Annotated in this window: 16 protein-coding genes; 11 read left to right on the plus strand and 5 right to left on the minus strand. The window is 72.8% G+C overall.

Features of this window, described 5'->3' with window-relative positions; translation table 11 throughout:
- The first annotated feature begins 135 nt into the window (after positions 1–135).
- The gene (locus V4F39_RS06610) at positions 136–1,701 is read left to right on the plus strand and encodes a UbiD family decarboxylase (RefSeq protein ID WP_332288524.1); all 1,566 of its coding nucleotides are present in this window, start codon (positions 136–138) and stop codon (positions 1,699–1,701) included.
- 195 nt (positions 1,702–1,896) lie between these two features.
- Here the strand turns inward: V4F39_RS06610 and V4F39_RS06615 are convergent, their stop codons facing one another.
- Positions 1,897–2,715 (minus strand): YdcF family protein, encoded by an 819-nt coding sequence (locus V4F39_RS06615; RefSeq protein ID WP_332288525.1) that lies wholly within the window; start codon positions 2,713–2,715, stop codon positions 1,897–1,899.
- 143 nt (positions 2,716–2,858) lie between these two features.
- On the opposite strand from V4F39_RS06615, the gene V4F39_RS06620 reads away from it, so the two are divergent.
- Positions 2,859–6,653, plus strand: a complete 3,795-nt coding sequence (locus tag V4F39_RS06620) for a DUF748 domain-containing protein (RefSeq protein WP_465251525.1) — start codon at positions 2,859–2,861, stop codon at positions 6,651–6,653.
- Between the two features lie 27 nt (positions 6,654–6,680).
- Here the strand turns inward: V4F39_RS06620 and V4F39_RS06625 are convergent, their stop codons facing one another.
- Positions 6,681–7,886, minus strand: a complete 1,206-nt coding sequence (locus V4F39_RS06625) for a trans-sulfuration enzyme family protein (RefSeq protein WP_332288527.1) — start codon at positions 7,884–7,886, stop codon at positions 6,681–6,683.
- On the minus strand, positions 7,883–8,335 hold the full coding sequence (locus V4F39_RS06630) for an FKBP-type peptidyl-prolyl cis-trans isomerase (protein ID WP_332288528.1): 453 nt from the start codon (positions 8,333–8,335) through the stop codon (positions 7,883–7,885). Before V4F39_RS06630 ends, V4F39_RS06625 begins: the two co-directional genes overlap by 4 nt.
- A 66-nt stretch (positions 8,336–8,401) precedes the next feature.
- On the opposite strand from V4F39_RS06630, the gene xylB reads away from it, so the two are divergent.
- From xylB to V4F39_RS06650, 4 genes are all read left to right on the plus strand, one after another.
- Positions 8,402–9,844, plus strand: coding sequence for a xylulokinase (gene xylB / locus V4F39_RS06635; protein ID WP_332288529.1), 1,443 nt, complete (start codon positions 8,402–8,404; stop codon positions 9,842–9,844).
- A 135-nt stretch (positions 9,845–9,979) separates the two neighbouring features.
- On the plus strand, positions 9,980–11,326 hold the full coding sequence (locus V4F39_RS06640) for a glutamine synthetase family protein (RefSeq protein WP_332288530.1): 1,347 nt from the start codon (positions 9,980–9,982) through the stop codon (positions 11,324–11,326).
- A 3-nt stretch (positions 11,327–11,329) separates the two neighbouring features.
- The gene (locus tag V4F39_RS06645; RefSeq protein WP_332288531.1) at positions 11,330–12,700 is read left to right on the plus strand and encodes an aspartate aminotransferase family protein; all 1,371 of its coding nucleotides are present in this window, start codon (positions 11,330–11,332) and stop codon (positions 12,698–12,700) included.
- On the plus strand, positions 12,697–13,377 hold the full coding sequence (locus V4F39_RS06650) for a GntR family transcriptional regulator (protein ID WP_332288532.1): 681 nt from the start codon (positions 12,697–12,699) through the stop codon (positions 13,375–13,377). The genes V4F39_RS06645 and V4F39_RS06650 overlap by 4 nt, the downstream gene beginning before the upstream one ends.
- A gap of 31 nt (positions 13,378–13,408) precedes the next feature.
- Here the strand turns inward: V4F39_RS06650 and V4F39_RS06655 are convergent, their stop codons facing one another.
- Positions 13,409–14,314 carry a LysR family transcriptional regulator gene (locus V4F39_RS06655; RefSeq protein WP_332288533.1) on the minus strand — a complete coding sequence of 302 codons (906 nt, stop codon included), beginning with the start codon at positions 14,312–14,314 and terminating at the stop codon, positions 13,409–13,411.
- Between the two features lie 85 nt (positions 14,315–14,399).
- Between V4F39_RS06655 and V4F39_RS06660 the strand changes: the two genes are divergently transcribed.
- The 5 genes from V4F39_RS06660 to V4F39_RS06680 all read left to right on the plus strand — a co-directional run bounded on the left by V4F39_RS06660 (position 14,400) and on the right by V4F39_RS06680 (position 18,253).
- Positions 14,400–15,242 (plus strand): amidohydrolase family protein, encoded by an 843-nt coding sequence (locus tag V4F39_RS06660; protein WP_332288534.1) that lies wholly within the window; start codon positions 14,400–14,402, stop codon positions 15,240–15,242.
- Positions 15,243–15,260: 18 nt separating this feature from the next.
- Positions 15,261–16,061, plus strand: a complete 801-nt coding sequence (locus V4F39_RS06665) for an SDR family NAD(P)-dependent oxidoreductase (RefSeq protein ID WP_332288535.1) — start codon at positions 15,261–15,263, stop codon at positions 16,059–16,061.
- 131 nt (positions 16,062–16,192) lie between these two features.
- Entirely contained in the window at positions 16,193–17,152 is a 960-nt protein-coding gene (locus V4F39_RS06670; protein WP_332288536.1) for a Bug family tripartite tricarboxylate transporter substrate binding protein, read from the plus strand.
- A 2-nt stretch (positions 17,153–17,154) separates the two neighbouring features.
- Positions 17,155–17,682, plus strand: coding sequence for a carboxymuconolactone decarboxylase family protein (locus V4F39_RS06675; RefSeq protein WP_332288537.1), 528 nt, complete (start codon positions 17,155–17,157; stop codon positions 17,680–17,682).
- The gene (locus V4F39_RS06680) at positions 17,675–18,253 is read left to right on the plus strand and encodes a hypothetical protein (RefSeq protein WP_332288538.1); all 579 of its coding nucleotides are present in this window, start codon (positions 17,675–17,677) and stop codon (positions 18,251–18,253) included. Before V4F39_RS06675 ends, V4F39_RS06680 begins: the two co-directional genes overlap by 8 nt.
- 13 nt (positions 18,254–18,266) lie before the next feature.
- Here the strand turns inward: V4F39_RS06680 and V4F39_RS06685 are convergent, their stop codons facing one another.
- Positions 18,267–19,922: an isovaleryl-CoA dehydrogenase gene (locus tag V4F39_RS06685; protein ID WP_332288539.1), complete on the minus strand. Its 1,656-nt coding sequence runs from the start codon at positions 19,920–19,922 to the stop codon at positions 18,267–18,269.
- Positions 19,923–20,107: the final 185 nt, after the last annotated feature.

The raw sequence follows: 20,107 nt of genomic DNA on the forward strand, positions 1-20,107 counted from the left end.
GGGCGGACATCGCAGCGTGCCGAACGTCACGGCAGCGGCTGCGGGTAAACCCTGATTAAGTCCGGGTAGGCGAATTCTGTGGGTGTTTTAATAACCGGTCAACCATAATGGAATCGTTCTTCATTCTAGGAAGTTATGAAGTACCGCGATCTTCGTGACTTCATCGCCCAGCTGGAACGGCTGGGCGAACTGGTCCGCGTGAGCCAGCCCGTCTCTCCCGCGCTCGAGATGACGGCGCTGGCCGACCGGGTGTTGCGGGCCGGCGGGCCGGCCCTGCTGTTCGAGTCCACGGGCAGCGCCGTCCCCGTGCTGGCGAACCTGTTCGGGACGCCGCGCCGGGTGGCGCTGGGCATGGGCGCCGACAGCCTCGGCGAGCTGCGCGACGTGGGCCGGGTGCTGGCCGCGCTGAAGGAGCCGGAGCCGCCGCACGGCCTGAAGGACGCCGGCCGCCTGCTCCACATGGCCAAGGCGCTCTGGGACATGAAGCCCACCCGGATGCGGGGGGCCCCGTGTCAAGAGGTGGTGATCGACACCGCCGACGTGGACCTCGGCCGCCTGCCGGTGCAGCTGTGCTGGCCGGGTGACGCCGGCCCGCTGATCACCTGGGGCCTCGTCGTGACCCGGGGGCCGCAGTCCGTACCCCAGCCGCGGCGCCGGCAGAACCTGGGCATCTACCGGCAGCAGGTCATCGGGCGGCGGGAGGTCATCATGCGCTGGCTGGCGCACCGCGGCGGCGCGCTCGATTTCCGCGAGTTCGCGCGGGTCCACCCGGGCCGGCCGTTCCCGATCGTCGTGGCGCTGGGCGCCGACCCCGCGACGGTGCTCGGCGCGGTGACGCCGGTACCGGACAGCCTGTCCGAGTACCAGTTCGCCGGCCTGCTGCGCGGCAGCCGCACCGAACTGGCCGACACGGCCGTCGGCGAGGGGGAATGGAAGCTCCAGGCGCCGGCTTCCGCCGAGTTCGTGCTCGAAGGCCACATCCCCTGCGCGCCGGCCGGCTTCGAGGGCACCAGCGAGCATGGCGTGCGCCTGCAGGAGCGCGGCGGCTACCTCCACGCGCTGGAAGGGCCGTTCGGCGACCACACCGGCTATTACAACGAGCAGGACTGGTTCCCGGTCTTCCGCATCGACCGCATCACGCACCGGCGGGATCCGATCTACCACTCCACCTACACCGGCAAGCCGCCCGACGAGCCGGCCGTGCTCGGCGTGGCGCTGAACGAGGTGTTCGTGCCGATCCTGCAGAAGCAGTTTCCGGAGATCGTCGACTTCTACCTGCCGCCCGAAGGCTGCAGCTACCGCATGGCGGTCATCTCGATCCGCAAGAGCTACCCCGGCCATGCCAAGCGGGTGATGTTCGGCGTGTGGAGCTTCCTGCGGCAGTTCATGTACACGAAGTTCATCGTGGTCACCGACGACGACGTCGACGTCCGCGACTGGAAGGAGGTGGTCTGGGCCATCACCACGCGCATGGACCCGGTGCGCGACACCACGCTGGTCGAGGGCACGCCGATCGACTACCTCGACTTCGCGTCGCCGGTGAGCGGCCTGGGCGGCAAGATGGGCCTGGATGCCACCAACAAGTGGCCGGGCGAGACCTCGCGCGAATGGGGCCGGCCGATCACGATGGGGCGTGAGATCGAGGACCGCATCGCGCACGTGTTCGACGCGGTGATGGCCGCAGGAAAAAATTCCAATTGATCCGGCGGGCGCGATGGGCAATTCGCGCTTGCGGCGCCAGGGGGGCTCACCTATTGTTGGTGGGCCTGCACGGCAGGCAACTTCCAACCGCGCAGTCTCTGCACGGGCGGAGCCCCGGACCTTCTACCTCCGGAGCCCCACTGGTGGCGTGAGTCACCCGCCCCTTCGCACCTTGGTGCGAAGGGGTTTCGCTTTTCAGGCCCCGGCCCACCACCCCAGCTTCTCGTGCCAGAAGTAGCGGTTGACCGTCACACCCTCGGTGGACGGCATCCAGCGGGTGAAGTCGGGCTCGCCGCGCGACGCCAGCCCCGCGGGAGCCGGGACCACTTCCAGCGCCATGCCGGCCTGCGCGGCGGCCTCGCGGAAGGCCCGCAGCGAACGCGGCATGTGCATGTCGTGTGTCACCAGCACGGCCTTGCGGATGCCGTCGCGCTGCAACTGCTCCACCATGAACCGGCCGTTCTCCCGCGTGTCGCGCGAGCGCTTCTCCACCCAGCGCAGCGGCAGCCCGAACTCCTGCGCCGCGATGCGCTCGGCGATGTCGCCTTCCGAGGGGCCGGGCATCGACCCGTGGCCGACTCCGCCGGTGAAGCCGACCGGCGCCCCGGTCTGGCGGCCGAGCCACACGCCGTAGCGCAGCCGCTCCATCGTCAGCGGCCGCAGGTTGGGCTGGCCGTACTCCGGCGCGTAGCGCTCGCGGCCCGCGCCCAGCACGATGATGGCCACCGGCTGGCCGGCGGCGGCTTCGCTGCGCAACTGCGCGACCTGCGCCGCGCCGAACGCGGCCGCGGGCGGCATGCCCACCTGCCGCAGCCATTCACCCGCCCCGACCGTCATGCCGAGCCAGCTCGCGGCCAGGCCAATCGACAGCGTCCACAAGCCGAGCGTCCGGCGCCGGCGCACGAGCCAGAGCCCGGCCAGCGACAGCAGCAGGAAGGGCGCTGGCGGCATCACCAGCGCGTTGAGCGCGGCTTTCCAGCTCTCGATGCCCAGCAACAGGAAGAGGTCGTTCACGGCAAGCGGTGGAAGCGGCTGCGGGCCGGCGCCCGCGCCGCGTCGGGCACAAAGCACGGGATTGTGGCGTGTGTCCCCGCGTGCGCTCCGGCGGCTTGTGTCGTGCGCTGCGGGCGGGCAGGATGCGGCCCCCGGAGGTTTGATTGACACGAGAACAGCGTTCGACAAGGTGTTGGGTGCACCGGCTGGGCCTGGCGGTGCTGGTGCTGGCGGCGGCCTGGCTGCTGCTGTGGCTGGCCGTCCCGCCTCTCCTGAAATCGCAGGCCCAGCAGCGGCTGAGCGCCCTGCTCGGGCGCGAAGTCACGATCGGTGCGATCGACTTCGCCCCCTGGGCGCTGGCCCTGACCGTGAGCGACCTGCGCATCGCGTCGGCCGCCGGTGCGTCGGCGCCGGCCCAGCTGGAGGTGGGCCGGCTGCACGTGAACGCGACGGCCGCCTCGCTGCTGCGCTGGGCGCCGGTGGTCGAGGCGCTGGAGATCGACGACCCGGTGCTGCGGGTGGCGCGGGTGGCCGAGGGCCGCCTCGACGTCGACGACGTGCTGGCGCGCCTCGCCCCGCCGCCGCAGTCCGCGCCCTCGGAGCCGGCGCGTTTTGCGCTCTACAACCTGCAGCTGCGCGGCGGCCGGGTGCTGGTCGACGACCAGTCGGTCGCGACGCGGCACGACGTGAGCGGCCTGACCGTGTCGCTGCCGTTCCTGTCGAACCTGCCGGCCGACATCGCCGTGAAGGTCGAGCCGCGCCTGGCGTTCCAGCTCGATGGCAGCCCGTTCGACACCGGCGCGCAGGTGCTGCCGTTCTCCGAGGTGCGCAGCGGGCGCGTCGCGCTGCGCGTCATCGACCTGAACCTGTCGCGCTGGGCCGCCTACGTGCCGCCGGGCGCGCCGGCGCGGCCGCAGCGGGGCTCGCTCTCCACGACGCTGGACATCGAGTTCTCGATCGACGCCGCCGGCGTGCCGACGCTAGCGCTGCGCGGCACCGCGTCGCTGCGCGACGTGGCGCTGGCCGATGCCTCCGGGGCGCCGCTGGCGGCCTGGCAGCAACTGCAGGTGGAACTGGCCGATGTGCAGCCGCTGGCGCGGCGCCTGGCCTTCGGCGCCGTTCAGCTCGACGGCCTGCAGCTCGAGGCGCGGCGCAGCGTCGACGGCCGCGTCAACCTGGCCGACCTGGCCGGCGGCCCGCCGGCGCCGCCTGCACCGGCGGCGTCCCCCACGCCGGCCGGCGCGGCCTCTGCCAAGGCGGCTCCGCTGGCCTCGCCCTGGCAGGTGAGCGTGCAGTCGTTCCGTCTCGGCGGCGCGGCCGTGCGCTGGCAGGATGCGGCGGTCTCCCCGGCGGCCGCGCTGAAGCTGGACGGCGTCGAGGTGGCTGCCGGGCCGTTCAGCCTGGCGGACGGCACGCCGATGCCTTTGCGCTGGTCGGCGCGTTTGGCAGGGGCTGGCGCCGGCGCCGCGCACGTGACCGGCGAGGGCCGCGCCGGCCCGGCCGCCGCCGCGCTGTCGGTCGACCTGCAGGACCTCGACCTCGCCTGGCTCGCGCCCTACGTGGCCGAGCACCTCGTGCCGCGCCTGTCCGGACGCGTGGCGCTGCAGGGCAGGCTCGACTGGGCCGCGGGCGACGCACCGCGCCTCGCATTCGACGTCGACGCCTTGCGCGTGTCCGACCTGCGCCTGGACGAGGCCGCCGGCGCGCGGGCGCCGCTGGCGTCGTGGCGCGTGCTGGCGCTGGCGGACAGCCGCGTCGACCTTCTTGCGCGCGAGGTGGCTGTCGGCCGGTTGACGATCGAGCAGCCGCAGCTCGACGTGGCCCGCGCGGCCGATGGGTCGTTCAACCTGGCTGCCTGGCTGCGAGCCTCGCCTTCTGGCACGGCGGCAACCGGCCCAGCGCCGCCGGCCGCCCCGGTGGCCGGTCCTGCCTGGCAGCTGCGGTTGCGCGAATGGGCGATCGACGGCGGGCGTGTGCGCTGGCGCGACGCCCGCCCGGCGAATGCGCCCTTGCCCGTGCCGGTCGCGTTGCAGCTCAGCGGGCTGCGCGTGGCGGGCAAGGGCCTGGCCTGGCCCAGCGGCCCGCGCGCCGCGCCAGCCCAGCTGCAGGTCTCGGCCCGGCTGTCGGAAGAGGGCGCCGTGAGGGCCGGTGAGGCGGCACGCATCGAATGGTCCGGCCAGCTGGCCCCCGATCCGCTGCTGGCGCGCGGCGAGCTGCGCATCGAGCGCCTGCCGGTGCATGCGCTGGCGCCGTATGCACCCACGGGCCTGCAGCTGGTGCTGGCCCATGCCGATGCCGGCTGGCGCGGGCGTGTCAGCGTGCAGCATCGGCCCACGGGCGTCGACGTCGCGGCCGATGGCGATGCCCAGCTCACCGACGTCCAGCTGCTGGCGCTGACGCCCGAAGGCGCAGCCGGCGACGAGTTGCTGAACTGGCAGCGCTTTGACCTGAAGGGCCTGCGCGTGCGGTTGGCGCCCGGGGCGGCCCCGAGCGTCGAGGTCGCCGAGGCGGCGCTGTCGGACTTCTATTCCCGGCTGGTCATCACCGAGCAGGGCCGCTTCAACCTGCGCGACGTGGCCGCGCCACCCGCCGCCGCGGCGTCCGCGCCGGCAGAGCCCGCACGCACCGTGTCGGCGCCCGCGCTGGCGTCGGCCAGCGCCGCGGCCTCCGCCGCCTCCCGGCCCGAGGGCATGGCCGAAGTGGACACCGGCGGGCTGCCGCTGGTCCTGTCGGTCGGCAGCACGCGCATCACCAACGGCCGGGTCGACTTCACCGACCGCTTCGTCAAGCCCAACTACAGCGCCGCGCTCAGCGAGCTGAACGGCACGCTCGGCGCCTTCCGCGCCGGCTCGCGCGAGATGGCGACGCTCGCGCTGCGCGGGCGCGTGGCCGGCACCGGCCTGCTCGACGTGAGCGGCGCGCTCAACCCCACCGCCGATCCGCTCGCCCTCGACATCCGTGCCAAGGCCACCGAGATCGAGCTGGCGCCGCTGTCGCCCTATGCGGGCCGCTATGCCGGTTATGCGATCGAGCGCGGCAAGCTCAGCATGGACGTGGCCTACCGGATCGACCCCGACGGCCAGCTCGCCGCCACCAACCGCATCGTGCTGAACCAGCTCACGTTCGGCGAGCGAGTCGACAGCCCGGACGCCACCAAGCTGCCCGTCACGCTGGCGATCGCGCTGCTGAAGGACCGCAACGGCGTCATCGACCTCGACCTGCCCGTCAGCGGCTCGATCAACGATCCGCAGTTCAGCGTCTTCGGCATCGTGATGAAGATCATCGGCAACCTGCTGGTCAAGGCGATCACCGCGCCGTTCTCGCTGCTGTCGGGCGGAGGCGACGACCTGAGCGTGGTGGAGTTCCTGCCCGGCACCGACCGGCTCGCGCCGGCCGGGTTGGCGGCGGTCGACAAGGTGGCCAAGGCGCTGGCCGACCGGCCGGGGCTGAGCCTCACGGTCAGCGGCAGCAGCGACCCGGTGGCGGAGCGCGATGCGATCCGCGCCGCGGCACTCGAGGCCCGGCTGGAGGCGGAGCGCCGCCGCGGCGCCCCATCGCCCGCGACGGCTGCGTCGGCTGCTTCGGCCCCCGAGCCGATCCCGGCCGGCGAGCGCGCCGCGCTGCTGCGCCGCGTGTACGCGGACACCCGACTGCCCGACAAGCCGCGCAACCTCATCGGCCTGGCGAAGGACCTCCCCGACGCCGAGATGGAAAGCCGCCTGAAGGCGGTGCTGCCCGTCACCGAAGAGGGCGCCCGCGCACTGGCGCTGCAGCGCGGCGCCGCGGTGCGCGACGCGCTGCTCGCCAAGGGCCTGCCGAGCGACCGCATCTTCCTCGCCGCACCGAAGCTGCGTGGCGAGGAGGCGGCCGGCCCGGCCGACGCCGCCAGCGCGCCCAAGGCCGGCGAAGTCCCGGCCGCGTGGACACCTCGCGCGCAGCTGGTGCTGTCGGCCCGCTGACGCCCGGCGGCGGCGCTGCCGCCGCCGTCAGATCGCCTGCAGCGCGCGGGCAAAGTCGCGTTGCAGGTCCTCGATGTGCTCCAGCCCCACCGCGAGGCGCACGAAGTTCGGCGCGATGCCGGCCGCCGCCATCTGCGCCTCGTTCATCGTGCCCGACCACATCGCCGCGGTGTGCACGATCAGCGTCTCGACGCCGCCGAGGCTCACCGCGTGGGTCGCGAGTTCGAGCGACGCGACGAAGCGGCTCGTCTGCTCGAAGCCCCCGCGCAGCGCCAGCGCGATCACCGGCCCGCAGCCCGACATCTGCCGCTTCGCCAGCGCATGCTGCGGATGGCTGGCGAGCCCGGGGTAGTGCACACGCTCCACCTGGGGCTGCGCCTCCAGCCAGGCCGCCAGCGCCAGCGCATTGGCGTTGATGCGCTCCATGCGCACCGGCAACGTGCGCAGCCCGCGCAGCAGCAGCCAGGCATCCATCGGCGACAGCACCGCGCCCAGCGTGATGTGCATCGGCCAGATGCGCTCGGCCAGCGCGTCCGGGCAGCAGATGACCCCCGCCGTCAGGTCGTGGTGGCCGCCGAGCGACTTGGTCGCGCTGTGCACCACCACGTCGATGCCCAGCGCGTGCGGCTTCTGGTTGATCGGCGACGCGAAGGTGTTGTCCGCGATGGTGAGGATGCCGCGCGGCCGGGCCAGCGCGGCCACGCCGGCCAGGTCGGTCAGCACCAGCGTCGGGTTGGCCGGGGTTTCGACCATGATCAGCTTCGTCTCGGGCCGCAGCGCCGTCTCGATCGCGGCCAGGTCGGACTGCTCGACGATGCTCACCTGCACACCGAAGCGCGGCAGCACTTCGTCGAACAGCTTGGCCGTGCTCATGTAGTGCCGGCTCTGCGCCACCACGTGGTCGCCGGCCTGCACCAGGCCCAGCACCGCGGTGCTGATCGCGCCCATGCCGGAGGCGGTGAGCATGGCCGTCTCGGTGCCTTCCAGCGCCGCCATCACGGCCGCCACGCGCTCGTGCGTCGGGTTGCCGTAGCGGGTGTAGTACGCCGCATGGCGCGGCGTGCCCGCCATCTCGGCGAACTCGGCCGCGTCGCGGGCCTTGAAGGTGGCGCTGTAGTGGATCGGCGCCACCACCGCGCGGTCGTCCGACAGGCCCGCGTCGGCGTGCAGCACCTGCGTGGTGTCGTGCCAGGCGGCGCCGCCGCCGGGCCGGCCGCTGCGCCCCGGCGTCATTTGCCGGCGATGCCGAGCAGCTCCACCTCGAACTGCAGCGTCGCGTTCGGCGGGATGACCCCGCCGGCGCCGCGTTCGCCGTAGGCGATGCCCGGCGGGCAGGTCAGCCGCGCCTTGCCGCCGACCTTGATGCGTTGCACGCCCTCGGTCCAGCAGGGGATCACGCGGTTGAGCGGGAATTCCGCCGGCGTGCCGCGGGCGATGGAGCTGTCGAACTCCTTGCCATCGGCCAGCACGCCGCGGTAGTGCACGCGCACGCGGTCGGAGGCAGCCGGCTGCGGGCCGGTGCCGTCCTTCAGGGAGCGGTAGACGAGCCCGCTGGAGGTCACGGTGGCGCCGGGTTCCTTGGCCGCCGTGGCGGCCAGGTCCGGCGTTGTTGCCGCTGCCGGCTGGGCAGCGGCAACAGACAACGCGGCGGTGCTGAGCAGGGTGGCAAGAAGTGTTTTCATCTGATTGGTTTCAGGACAGCAAGGTACCGATCATCGCGGATTGTGCGCACTAGGATCGCAGGCACCATGTTCCTCGGTCTCGACTACGGCACCTCCGAAGTGAAGGCGCTGCTCCTCGACGAGCGCCACCGCGTGCTCGGCACGGCCGGCGCACCGCTCGAGATCAGCCGCCCGCAGCCCGGCCACAGCGAACAGGCGCCCGCCGCGTGGTGGGACGGCACGCGGGCCGCCTGCGCCGAACTGCGCGCCGCGCAGCCCGAGGCCTGGGCGCGGGTGCGGGCCATCGGCCTGTCGGGCCAGATGCACGGTGCGGTGCTGCTCGACGGGGCTGACCGGGTGCTGCGCCCGGCCATCCTGTGGAACGACACCCGCTCGGCCGCCGAGTGCCAGGCCATGACGGCCGAGATGCCGGCGTTGGCGATGCTGTCGGGCTGCGTCGCGATGCCCGGCTTCACCGCGCCCAAGCTGCGCTGGGTGGCCGCGCACGAGCCCGAGGTGTTCGCGCAGGTGGCCAAGGTGCTGCTGCCGAAGGACTACGTGCGGCTGCTGCTCACCGGTGAGCACCTCACCGACTGCTCTGACGCCAGCGGCACGATGTGGCTCGACGTCGAGCGGCGCGACTGGTCCGACGACCTGCTCGCGCTGACGGATCTCACGCGCGCGCAGATGCCGCGGCTGGTGGAAGGCAGCGAGCCCGGCGGCACGCTGCGGGCCGGTGCCGCCGCGGCATTGGGCCTGCCGGCGGGCACCGTGGTGGCCGGCGGCGCGGGCGACAACGCCGCCAGCGCAGTCGGCATGGGCACGGTGCGGCCGGGCGCGGGCTTCCTGTCGCTGGGCACCAGCGGCGTGCTCTTCGTCGCCACGCCGGCCTACCAGCCCAATCCGGCCAGCGCGGTGCATGCGTACTGCCATGCGCTGCCCGGCCAGTGGCACCAGATGAGCGTGATGCTCTCGGCCGCCAGTTGCCTGCGCTGGGCGCGCACGCTGCTGAATGCGCCGTCGGAAGCCGCGCTCGAGGCGCAGGCCGCGGCGCTGACGCCGGCCCGGCGCGCCGCGGCGCCGATCTTCCTGCCCTACCTGAGCGGCGAGCGCACGCCGCATAACAGCGCCAGCGTGCGCGGCAGCCTGCACGGCCTGAGCCACGACACCGACAGCGCCGCGCTGGCCTACGCGGTGATCGAGGGCGTGAGCTTCGGCCTGGCCGACGGCCTGCATGCGCTGCAGGCCGCGGGCACGCAGGTGCGGCGCCTGTCGCTGGTGGGCGGCGGGGCCCGCAGCGCGCTGTGGGCGCAGCAACTGGCGTCGCTGCTCGGGGTGGAGATCGTCACCCACGCCGATTCCGCGGCCGGCGGTGCGCTGGGCGCCGCGCGGTTGGGCTGGCTGGCCGTCGGTGGCGTGCTGGACGAGGTGTGCACCGCACCGGCCGCGAGCCACCGCTTCGAGCCCGACATGGCGGAACAGGCCTTGTTGCACGCGCGCTACGGGCGCTTCCGCGGCTTGTACGGCTGAACCGGAGCGGCATGCGCCGCTGCGTCCCATCGTCGCTTTTTTGATCACTTGATGATCAGTATTGGCATATGCGTTGCACTCACGCCCCAGGTCATGGCACATTTGTGATCACAAATTGACCACAGGCGAACCCCCATGCACGCCGACGACGCCCGCCTCCGCGCCTTCCTGACCGAGCACCGCATCCACGAAGTGGAGTGCGTCATCCCCGACATGACCGGCATCGCGCGCGGCAAGATCCTGCCGCGCGACCTGTTCCTCAACGCCGGCGAGATGCGCATCCCCAAGAGCGTGCTGCTCAACACCGTCAACGGCCAGCAGCCCGACAACGGGCCGTTCGTTGGCGACACCGATCCCGACATGGTCTGCCTGCCTGACCCGGGCACCGTGCGCGTGGTGCCGTGGGCGGCCGAGCCGGTCGCGGTGGTGATCCACGACTGCCAGGAGTGGGACGGCCGGCCCGTGCAGCTCTCGCCGCGCGCGGTGCTGCGGCGCGTGCTCGCGCTCTACGATCGCGTGGGCTGGCAGCCGGTGGTGGCGCCCGAGATGGAGTTCTACCTCGTCGCCCGCCAGCAGAACCCGCACGAGCCACTGCAGCCGCCGCTGGGCCGCACCGGCAAGCCCGAGGTCGGGCGGCAGAGCTACTCGATCGACGCCGTCAACGATTTCGACCCCTTCTTCATGGAGCTGTCGAGCTTCTGCCAGCAGCACCAGCTGGGCGTGGAGACGCTGATCCACGAGGCCGGGCCGGGGCAGATGGAGATCAACTTCTCGCACGGCGAGCCGCTCGACCTGGCCGACCGGGTGTTCCTCTTCAAGCGCACCGTGCGCGAGACCGCGCTGCGCCACGGCGTATTCGCCACCTTCATGGCCAAGCCGATGGAGCAGGAGCCGGGCAGCGCGATGCACATCCACCAGAGCCTGAACGACCGCGAGACCGGCCGCAACGTCTTCAGCCGCGAGGACGGCAGCGCGAGCGACATGTTCTTCCACTACATCGCGGGCCTGCAGACTTACATCCCGCAGGTGATGCCGATGTTCGCGCCCTACGTCAACTCGTACCGGCGGCTCGCGCCCTACATGTCGGCGCCGATCAACGTGCACTGGGGCCACGACAACCGCACCTGCGGCATCCGCATCCCCAAGAGCGGGCCCGAGGCGCGGCGCGTCGAGAACCGCGTGCCGGGCGTCGACGTGAACCCCTACCTGGCGATGGCCGCGACGCTGGCCTGCGGCTGGCTCGGCCTGCGCGACAAGCTGCAGCCCGGCGAGCCGACGACCGACAGCGCCTGGAACGTCGAGCACGAACTGCCGCGGCACCTGGAAGACGCCATCGAGGCCATGCGCGGGTGCGAGCCGATGCGCGAGGTGCTGGGCGAGACCTTCGTCGACGCGTTCTGCGCGGTGAAGGAGCTGGAATACGCCACCTACAACCGCGTGATCAGCTCGTGGGAGCGCGAGCACCTGCTGCTGTTGGTGTAGGCCATGGATTCCTTCATCGACCCCGCGCGTGTGCAGGCGTTGACGGCGCGCGAGCGCAAGCGCTTCGCAGCGGCCCGCCCCCGCAGCGCCGAACTGGCCGCACGCGGCGCCGAGCACCTGCTGTTCGGCGTGCCGCTGCACTGGATGAACGACTGGGGCACGCCCTTCGCGCTGCATGTGGCCGAGGCGCAGGGTGCACGCCTGACCGATGCCGACGGCCACCAACTGGTCGACTTCTGCCTGGGTGACACCGGCGCGATGTTCGGCCACTCGCCGGCGCCGGTCGTCGCCGCATTGCAGGCCCAGGCGGCGCGTGGCATGACGGCGATGCTCGCCAGCGGGGACGCCGCCGTCGTCGCCCAAACGCTCGCGCAGCGCTTCGGCCTGCCGCGCTGGCAGTTCGCGATGACGGCCAGCGATGCCAACCGCTTCCTGCTGCGCTGGCTGCGCGCGGCCACCGGGCGGCCGGTGCTGCTGGTGTTCAACGGCTGCTACCACGGCACGGTCGACGACGTGTTCGTCGACCTCGAAGACGGCCGGCCGGTGCAGCGCGCCAGCCTGCTCGGGCAGGTGCACGAGCTCACGCGCACCACGCGCGTGGTCGAGTTCAACGACCTCTCCGCGCTCGAAGCCGCGCTGGCCCCCGGCGACGTGGCCTGCGTGCTGGCCGAGCCGGTGATGACCAACATCGGCATGGTGCTGCCCGACCCCGGTTTCTGGGAAGCGGCCACGGCGCTGATCCGCCGCCACGGCAGCCTGCTGGTGATGGACGAGACGCACACGCTGAGCAGCGGCCCCGGCGGCTATGCGCGCCTGCATGGCCTGCAGCCCGACGCGCTGGTGCTGGGCAAGCCGCTCGGCGGCGGCATGCCGTGCGCGGCCTACGGCTTCAGCGCCGAGCTGGCCGCGCGCTGCGAGGCGGCCAAGCGCAGCGCGCCGCCGGGCCATTCGGGCATCGGCACCACGCTGACGGCCAACCTGCTGGCGATGGCGGCGATGCGCGCGACGCTCACCACGCTGATGACCGACGCCGTCTACGCCCCGATGATCCAGCGGGCCGGCCAGCTCGCCGAAGGCCTGCGCGCGGCCATCGCGCGGCACGGCCTGCCCTGGTGCGTGACGCAGGTGGGGGCGCGCGCGGAATTCCAGTTCTGCGCCAGGCCGCCCCGCAACGGCACCGAGGCCGCCGCGGCGATGGACGATGCGCTGGAGCACCTCGTGCACCTGGCGCTGCTGAACCGCGGCGTGCTGATCACGCCCTTCCACAACATGATGCTGGTGTGCCCCGACACCACCGGGGCCGACGTGGCGCGGCTGCTCGCTGCGTTCGACGAGGTGCTGCACGACCTGGTGGCGCCGGACGGCCCGGCATGAGGGCCGATGCGCACCCGGCGCCGGCGGACGAGGCGCCCACGCAGCAGGACGCCATCTACGCCCGGCTGCGCCAGTGGGTGACTGTGGGGCGCTTCCTGCCCGGCGAGCGGCTGAAGATCCGCACCGTCGCGCAGCAGCTCGGCGTTGGCGAGATGCCTGTGCGCGCCGCCCTGCAGCGGCTGGCCGCCGAGGGTGCGCTGGTGAACGTGCCGCACGCGGGCGTCATCGTGCCCCGGCTGTCGGTGGCCGAGTTCGACGACCTGCTGCAGATGCGGCTGCTGCTCGAAGGCGAGGCTGCGGAGCGCGGCGCGCTGCGCATCGACCGCGCCGGCCGCGCGGCGCTGGCCGCGCTGGGCCGGCGCATGGCCGACACGCTGGGCCGTGCCGATGGCGCCGGCTACCTCGCGGCCAACGAGGATTTCCATGTGCTGCTGTACCGCGCGGCCGGCTCGCCGCTGCTGTTCGGCCTGATCGACACGCTGTGGTTGAAGGCGGGGCCGGTCTCGAACCAGCTGTTCGAGCTGCCCGAGGCCGCCGGCGCGCTCAATGCCGGCCACGATGCGGCGCTGGCCGCCCTGGCCGCGAACGATCCGGCAGGCGTACGGCTGGCGGTGGAGCAGGACATCTTCACCGCGGGGCAGCTCATCCGCCAGCGCCTGCGGTCCCGGGACCGCTGAAGCGCCGGCCGCGTCCGCGCCCTGCCGCCGCTCAGGGGGGCGGCCCGCCGAGCGCGCGGAAGTCGAGCGACTTCAGCAGCTCGGCGGTCTCCCGCATCAGCCGTGTCGCCGGCCGCGCGCGCGGCATGCCGAGCACCAGGTTGTTGCGCACCACGGGCGAGACGATCGGCGCGCGCTGCAGGCTGCCGGGGCCGAGCTCGTGGGGCAGCGCGCTCTGCGGCAGCACCGTGCAACCCACGCCCTGCTGCACCAGCCGCACCACCGTCTGCACCGAGCCCACCTCGGCCACCACCTGCAGGTGGATGCGCCGCGGCCGCGCGATGGCATCCACCAGGCTGCGGATCGCATTCGGCGCGCTGGGCAGCACCATCGGCCAGTCCGCCAGCGCGGCGAAGCTCACACGCGGCGGCAGCCGCGGGCCGTCGGCCGGCGCCACCAGCAGCAGCGATTCGCGCATCAGGGTCTCATAGGCCAGCAGCGGCGACGCAGGCGGATCGAACAGCAGCGCCAGGTCCAGGCGGCCGGCGATGAGCCACTCGCGCAGGTGCAGGCTGAGGCCTTCGGACACGGTGATCACCGCCCGCGGCAGGCGCTCGCGGAAACGCGTCACCAGTGCCGCCCCGAGGCCGGCCGCGACGCGGGGCGGGAGGCCCACCGTGATGCGCCCGCCGGGGCTCGCGTGCAGTTCGCGCAGCTCGTCGCGTGCGCGCTGCGCGGTGTCGAGCATGAGGCGCGCATGCACCAGCAGCGCCTCGCCGGCCTCGGTGAGCAGCGCCCCGCGCCCCGTGCGCACGAACAGGCGCTGCCCCAGGTCCGCCTCCAGCAGGCCCACCTGCCGGCTGAGCGTCGGCTGCGCGAGGTTGAGCGCCACCGCCGCGCGGCTGAAGCTGCCGGCGTCGACGACGCTGACGAAGTAGCCGAGCTGCCGCAGGTCCATGCCAGTTCCTCCATGTCGATTCAGCATAGCTGGTATAGACGACATGCCGTTACGCTCTGTGAGGCCGCTGCGCAGAATCGGCGCCATGCCCGCTGCATCCCAACTTCCGCCGCTGCCCGAGGGCGCCTGCAACGCACACTGCCACGTGTTCGGCCCGCGCGACCGCTTCCCGTATGCCGAGGGGGCCTTCGCGCCTGCGGCCGATGCGCCGAAAGAGGCGCTGCAGGCGTTGAACGACCGCTTCGGCTTCCGCCGCTGCGTGGTCGTGCAGTCGGCCTGCCACGGCTTCGACAACCGCGCGACGGCCGACGCCGTGGCTGCGCGGCCGGCCGACTACCGCGGCATCGCGCTGCTGCCGGCCGATGTGCCCGACGCCGAACTGGCACGGCTGGATGCCGCCGGCTTCCGCGGCGTGCGCTTCAACTACATGGGGCACCTGGGCCACAAGACGCCCATCGAGGACGTGCTGGCGCTCGCCGCGCGTCTGGCGCCGCTGGGCTGGCACCTGCAGATCCACGGCGACCCGGGCCTGCTGACCGAGCTGGGCCCCGCGCTGCGGCGCTCGCCGGTGCCGGTGGTCATCGACCACATCGGCCGCATCGACGCCGGAGCGGGGCTCGACCAGCCCGCCTTCCGCGCGCTGCAGGGCCTGATGGACGACGAGCGCTTCTGGGTCAAGGTGAGCGGCTGCGACCGCATCACGCGCGAGGGCCCGCCGTACGGCGACGCGCTGCCGTATGCGCAGCGCCTGGTGGCCGACCACGGCGACCGCGTGCTGTGGGGCAACGACTGGCCGCACCCCAACCACGCCGGCCCCGTGCCGGTGGAGGAAGAACTCGTCGCCCTGATCGCGCGCATGGCCCCGACGGCCGAAGCGCGCCAGCGGCTGCTCGTTGACAACCCCGAGCGGCTGTACCGCTTCGGCTGACATGCCTGGGATGAACAGATGACTGCACGATTCGAGAACAAGGTGGCCATCGTCACCGGCGCCGGCTGCGTGGGTGCCGGCTGGGGCAACGGCCGCGCGGTGGCCGTGCGGCTGGCGGAAGAGGGCGCCCGCGTGCTGGCCGTCGACCGCGATCCCGAGCGGCTCGAGGAGACGCTCGCGCTGGCCGGCCCGCTGCGCGAGCGCATCCGGCCCTGGTCGGGCGACGTGACGCAGGGCGACGGCGTGGCCGCGATGGCGGCGGCCTGCCTGGACGCCTTCGGCCGCATCGACGTGCTGGTCAACAACGTCGGCGGCTCGGCCGCGGGCGGACCGGTCGAGATGAGCGAGGAGGTCTGGCAATCGCAGATCGACCTCAACCTGAAGAGCGTGTTCCTGGGCTGCAAGCACGTGCTGCCGACCATGCTGGCGCAGCGCAGCGGCGCGATCGTCAACGTGTCGTCGACCTCCGGCCTGCGCTGGACGGGCGCGGCGCAGGTGGCGTACGCGGCCAGCAAGGCGGGCGTGATCCAGCTCTCGCGCGTGGTGGCGGTGCAGCACGCGGCCCAGGGCGTGCGTGTCAACTGCGTGGTGCCGGGGCAGCTCCACACGCCGATGGTCGAGGTGCGGCTGGCCAAGCAGCGCGCCGGCGGCGACGTGGAAGCGCTGCTCGCGCAGCGGCAGAAGCGCATTCCGGCCGGCTTCATGGGCGACGGGCGCGACACCGCGGCGGCCGTGCTGTTCCTGGCCAGCGACGAGGCGCGCTTCATCACCGGCACCGAGATCGTCGTCGACGGCGGGATGACTGCCCGATGTGATTGAGCCCACCCCCGAGCGCCTTCGGCGCTCCCCCTCGAGGGGCGCCACCAGCGGCCCGGCGGAGCCGGATCCGCGGTGGCCGCTTGGATTGTTCTTTCCTTGCCTGCTTTTTTAGATCGACTGGAGACATCCCCATGAAGATTCATCGTCGTTTGGCCATCGCCGCGCTGGCCCTGGCCGCTGCCGGCGGCGCGCTCGCGCAGCCCAAAAACACCCGCATCGTCGTCTCGTTCCCGCCGGGCGGGCCGGTTGACTTCGTGGCGCGGGCGCTGGGCGAGCAACTCGGCAAGGAACTGCAGCAGACGGTCATCATCGACAACAAGGGCGGCGCCAACGGCGCACTGGGCGCGAGCGACGTGGCCCGCTCGCCGGCCGATGGCAGCACGATCTGGATCACCAGCGTCGGTGCCGCGGCGGTCAACGCCTCGCTGTACGAGAAGCTGCCCTACGACATGAACCGCGACTTCGCGCCCGTCTCGCTGGTGGCCAACAACGTCGAGCTGCTGGTCGTGAACCCGGCCGATCCGGCGAAGAACGCCAAGGAGTTCGTCGCCAACGCCAAGGCCGCCAAGCAGCCGGTGTCGATGGGCAGCTCCGGCATCGGCAGCATCCCGCACCTGGCGATCGAGCAGCTCATCGACGCCAGCGGCGCACCGTTCGTGCACATCCCCTACCGCGGCGCGGCGCCGGCCATCACCGACGTGATGGGCGGACAGGTGGGCGGCTTCTTCGGCGACATCCCCGGCCTCATTGGGCACGTGAAGGGCGGCAAGCTGAAGGCGATCGGCCTGGCCTCCACCAAGCGCCACCCGGCGCTGCCCGATGTGCCCACGCTCGCCGAGCAGGGCCTGCCGGGCGTGGACACCAACAACTGGTATGCGCTCTTCGTGCCGGCCAAGACGCCGCCGGCCACCATCGACGCGTTGAACAAGGCTGTGCGCCGCGCGCTCGAGAACCCCGGCCTGCGCGAGCGCCTGCTCTCCACCGGCGCCGAGCCCGCACCTTCCACGCCGCAGGAGCTGGCCGCGCTGCTGAAGGCCGACACGGCCAAGTGGTCCAAGCTGATCCGCGACAAGAAGATCAAGGTGGAATGAGGATGAGCGGCGCACCACGCATTCCCCTCGTCGTGCCCGGCACGCGGCCCGAACTGGCCGAGACCGAGGCGCGCATCCTGGCCGAGCGCGGCCGCATCTCGCTGCTGTACCAGGCGCTGCTGAACAGCGCGCCGATCGCCGCCGGCTGGGAGCGCATGCTCACCGCCGTGCGCAACCAGACCGGCGTGCCCGCCGACCTGCGCGAGTTGATCATCCTGCGCGTCGCGGTGCTGAACCGCGCGAGCTTTGAGTTCCATGCGCACGTGCCGCACGCCGAGAAAGCCGGCGTGCCGGCCGCCACGATCGACGCGGTGCGAGAGACGCCGCTGCCCGCCGTGTTCACGCCGCGCGAGCGCGTGGTGCTCGAACTCACCGACGCGATGACACGCGACATCGAGGTGCCCGACGCGCTGATGGCACGCCTGCAGGCCGAGTTCGACGCGACCGGCGTGCTCGAGGTGGTGGCCACGGTCGCGGCCTACAACATGGTGTCGCGGCTGCTCGTCGCGCTGAAGATCGAACATGGTTGACGCTGCTCCCGCCGACGTGCTGCTCGCGTGGTTCACCTGGCCCGCCGAGGGCCAGCCCGCGCCGGACCTGCCGGCGCTGGCTGCGGCCGGCGTGCATGCCGTCTACCGTGCGGTGGACGGCAGCGATGCCCGGGCGTACGCGCGCCCCGGCGCCGATGCGCAGGCCATCGCGCAGCTGCTGCCCGGTGCCGTGCTGCTGCGCCTGCAGAGCCTGATGCAGCGGGATGGCGCCTCGGCGGAGGCGGACGCGCCGTTCCACTACGTCGTGGCGACCGACGTGGTGCCCGAGCACGAAGCCGACTTCAACGCGTGGTACGAGACCGAACACGCCCCCGGCCTGGCCGCCGTGCCGGGCACCGTGCACGCTGCGCGCTACCGGTCGAGCGACGCCGAGCGTGGCAGCCTGCCGCGCTACCACGCCTGCTACGACCTGCAGTCGCCCGACGGGCTCACCAGCGCGCCGTGGCTCGCGGTGCGCGCGACCGACTGGAGCAGCCGCGTCCGCCCGCAGTTCCGCAACACGCACCGCACGATGTACCGCCGCGTGGCCGGCCTGCGCAGCACGTCCTGAGCCCGCCCGGGCGTCAGCCTGGGAAGGCGCGCGTGAGCAGCGCGGCGACGTCGAGCGTTCGTGCATCCACCGCACCCACCACGCGGCCCCAGCGCGCCTCCAGCCGCGTGGCGAGGAATCCCTCCGCCACGGCGGTGGGCGCGTGCTGGCGCAGCAGCACCGCCTGCGCCAGCAGGACGAGGCGCTCGGCCAGCCGGCGGCCCAGCGCTTCGAGCGCGCCGGGCGGGGTGGCGAGCAGGGCGCGCAGGCCTTCCACCTCGGCGCGCAGCCGGGGTTCGTCGCCGGCCAGGTCCTGCAGCTCCGACAGCAGCGCGACGGCGGCGTCGGGCTCGCGGGCGATCGCGCGCATCACGTCGAGGCACATCACGTTGCCCGAGCCTTCCCAGATCGAGTTGACCGGCGCCTCGCGGTACAGGCGGGCCATCACGCCGTCGTCGATGTAGCCGTTGCCGCCGAACACCTCCATCAGCTCGCCGCACAGTTCCACCGTGCGCTTGCACACCCAGAACTTGGCGGCCGGCGTGACGATGCGCTTCCAGGCGCGCTGCGCCGGCTCATCGCCATGCTCGAAGGCCTGCGCGAGCCGCATCGCGAGCGCGAGCGACGCCTCGCTTTCGAGCACGGCATCCGCGAGCACCGCGCGCATCAGCGGCTGCTCGGCCAGCGCCTTGCCGAAGGCGTGGCGCCGGCGGGTGTAGGCCAGGGCCTGCACCACCGCCTGCCGTTGCATCGCCGCGCTGCCCACCACGCAGTGGAGCCGGGTGCAGGTGGCCATTTCGATGATGGTGGGGATGCCGCGCCCCTCCTCGCCCATCAGCCAGCCGTCGGCATCGAGGAACTCCACCTCGCTGCTGGCGTTGCTGCGGTTGCCCACCTTGTGCTTCAGGCGCTGGATCTGCACCGCGTTGCGGCTGCCGTCGGGCCGCCACCGGGGCACGTAGAAGCAGGAGTGGCCGCCGTCCGGCGTGCGCGCCACCACCAGGTGGGCATCGCACATCGGCGCCGAGAAGAACCATTTGTGCCCGCGCAGCCGGTACAGCGCGCCGCGGCCGCCCGCACCGGCGGGCGTGGCCGCCGTGGTGTTGGCCCGCACGTCGGAGCCGCCCTGCTTCTCCGTCATGCCCATGCCCAGCCAGACCGCGCGCTTGCCGGCCGCGGGCACGTCGCGCGGGTCGTACTCATCGGCATACAGCCCCTCCTTCAGCGCCGCCCACAGCGCGGGCTCCTGCTGCAGCACGGGGATGCTGGCCTGCGTCATCGTCGCGGGGCACAGCGTGCCGGCCTCGACCTGGCCCTGCAGGTAGAAGCCGGCGGCCCACGCCGCCCAGCGGCCGGGGCGCTCGTCCCTGAAGGGCAGCGAGACGAGGCCCTGCGCGCGGTACTGCGCCAGGAAGGCGTGCCAGCTCGGATGGAAGCGCACCTCGTCGATGCGGCGGCCCCGCGTGTCGAAGGCATGCAGCTCGGGCGTGAAGCGGTTGGCCAGCTCGGCCTGCGCGTAGCTCTCGGCGGTGCCCAGCGCGGCGCCGAAGCGCGCCAGCCGTGGCGCCATCCACGCCGCGCCGGCGCGCTCGACCGACTCGCGCAGCGCGGTGTCCGTCGTGTACAGGTTGTAGCCGCTCAGCTCGTCGAACTGGTTGGCGATCTCGTGGGTGGCTGCGGGGGCGTTCATCGTGCTGTCTCCAGGGGCCATGCCGCAGTCTAGGAACAAGCGGCGGTGCACGCGAGGCGGTGTTGCGTGCACACCCCCGTAAGCGCGACTGCACCTTTTGGGCGAGGCATCAAGGCGAGGCGCGGCCTAAGGTGATCGCACGAGCCCAGGCGGATCGGCGCCGGCGCCCCCAGGGGCCCGTCCGG

Source organism: Aquincola agrisoli, assembly GCF_036621135.1.
GTDB lineage: Bacteria > Pseudomonadota > Gammaproteobacteria > Burkholderiales > Burkholderiaceae_C > Aquincola > Aquincola agrisoli.

Coding starts and splice junctions, on each gene's coding strand:
- V4F39_RS06685 (WP_332288539.1), bottom strand. CDS start 19,922: ATGAACGCCCCCGCAGCCACCCACGAGATCGCCAACCAGTTCGACGAG.
- V4F39_RS06640 (WP_332288530.1), top strand. CDS start 9,980: ATGCACGCCGACGACGCCCGCCTCCGCGCCTTCCTGACCGAGCACCGC.
- V4F39_RS06670 (WP_332288536.1), top strand. CDS start 16,193: ATGAAGATTCATCGTCGTTTGGCCATCGCCGCGCTGGCCCTGGCCGCT.
- V4F39_RS06660 (WP_332288534.1), top strand. CDS start 14,400: ATGCCCGCTGCATCCCAACTTCCGCCGCTGCCCGAGGGCGCCTGCAAC.
- V4F39_RS06665 (WP_332288535.1), top strand. CDS start 15,261: ATGACTGCACGATTCGAGAACAAGGTGGCCATCGTCACCGGCGCCGGC.
- V4F39_RS06610 (WP_332288524.1), top strand. CDS start 136: ATGAAGTACCGCGATCTTCGTGACTTCATCGCCCAGCTGGAACGGCTG.
- V4F39_RS06655 (WP_332288533.1), bottom strand. CDS start 14,314: ATGGACCTGCGGCAGCTCGGCTACTTCGTCAGCGTCGTCGACGCCGGC.
- V4F39_RS06625 (WP_332288527.1), bottom strand. CDS start 7,886: ATGACGCCGGGGCGCAGCGGCCGGCCCGGCGGCGGCGCCGCCTGGCAC.
- V4F39_RS06650 (WP_332288532.1), top strand. CDS start 12,697: ATGAGGGCCGATGCGCACCCGGCGCCGGCGGACGAGGCGCCCACGCAG.
- V4F39_RS06675 (WP_332288537.1), top strand. CDS start 17,155: ATGAGCGGCGCACCACGCATTCCCCTCGTCGTGCCCGGCACGCGGCCC.
- V4F39_RS06680 (WP_332288538.1), top strand. CDS start 17,675: ATGGTTGACGCTGCTCCCGCCGACGTGCTGCTCGCGTGGTTCACCTGG.
- xylB (WP_332288529.1), top strand. CDS start 8,402: ATGTTCCTCGGTCTCGACTACGGCACCTCCGAAGTGAAGGCGCTGCTC.
- V4F39_RS06645 (WP_332288531.1), top strand. CDS start 11,330: ATGGATTCCTTCATCGACCCCGCGCGTGTGCAGGCGTTGACGGCGCGC.
- V4F39_RS06630 (WP_332288528.1), bottom strand. CDS start 8,335: ATGAAAACACTTCTTGCCACCCTGCTCAGCACCGCCGCGTTGTCTGTT.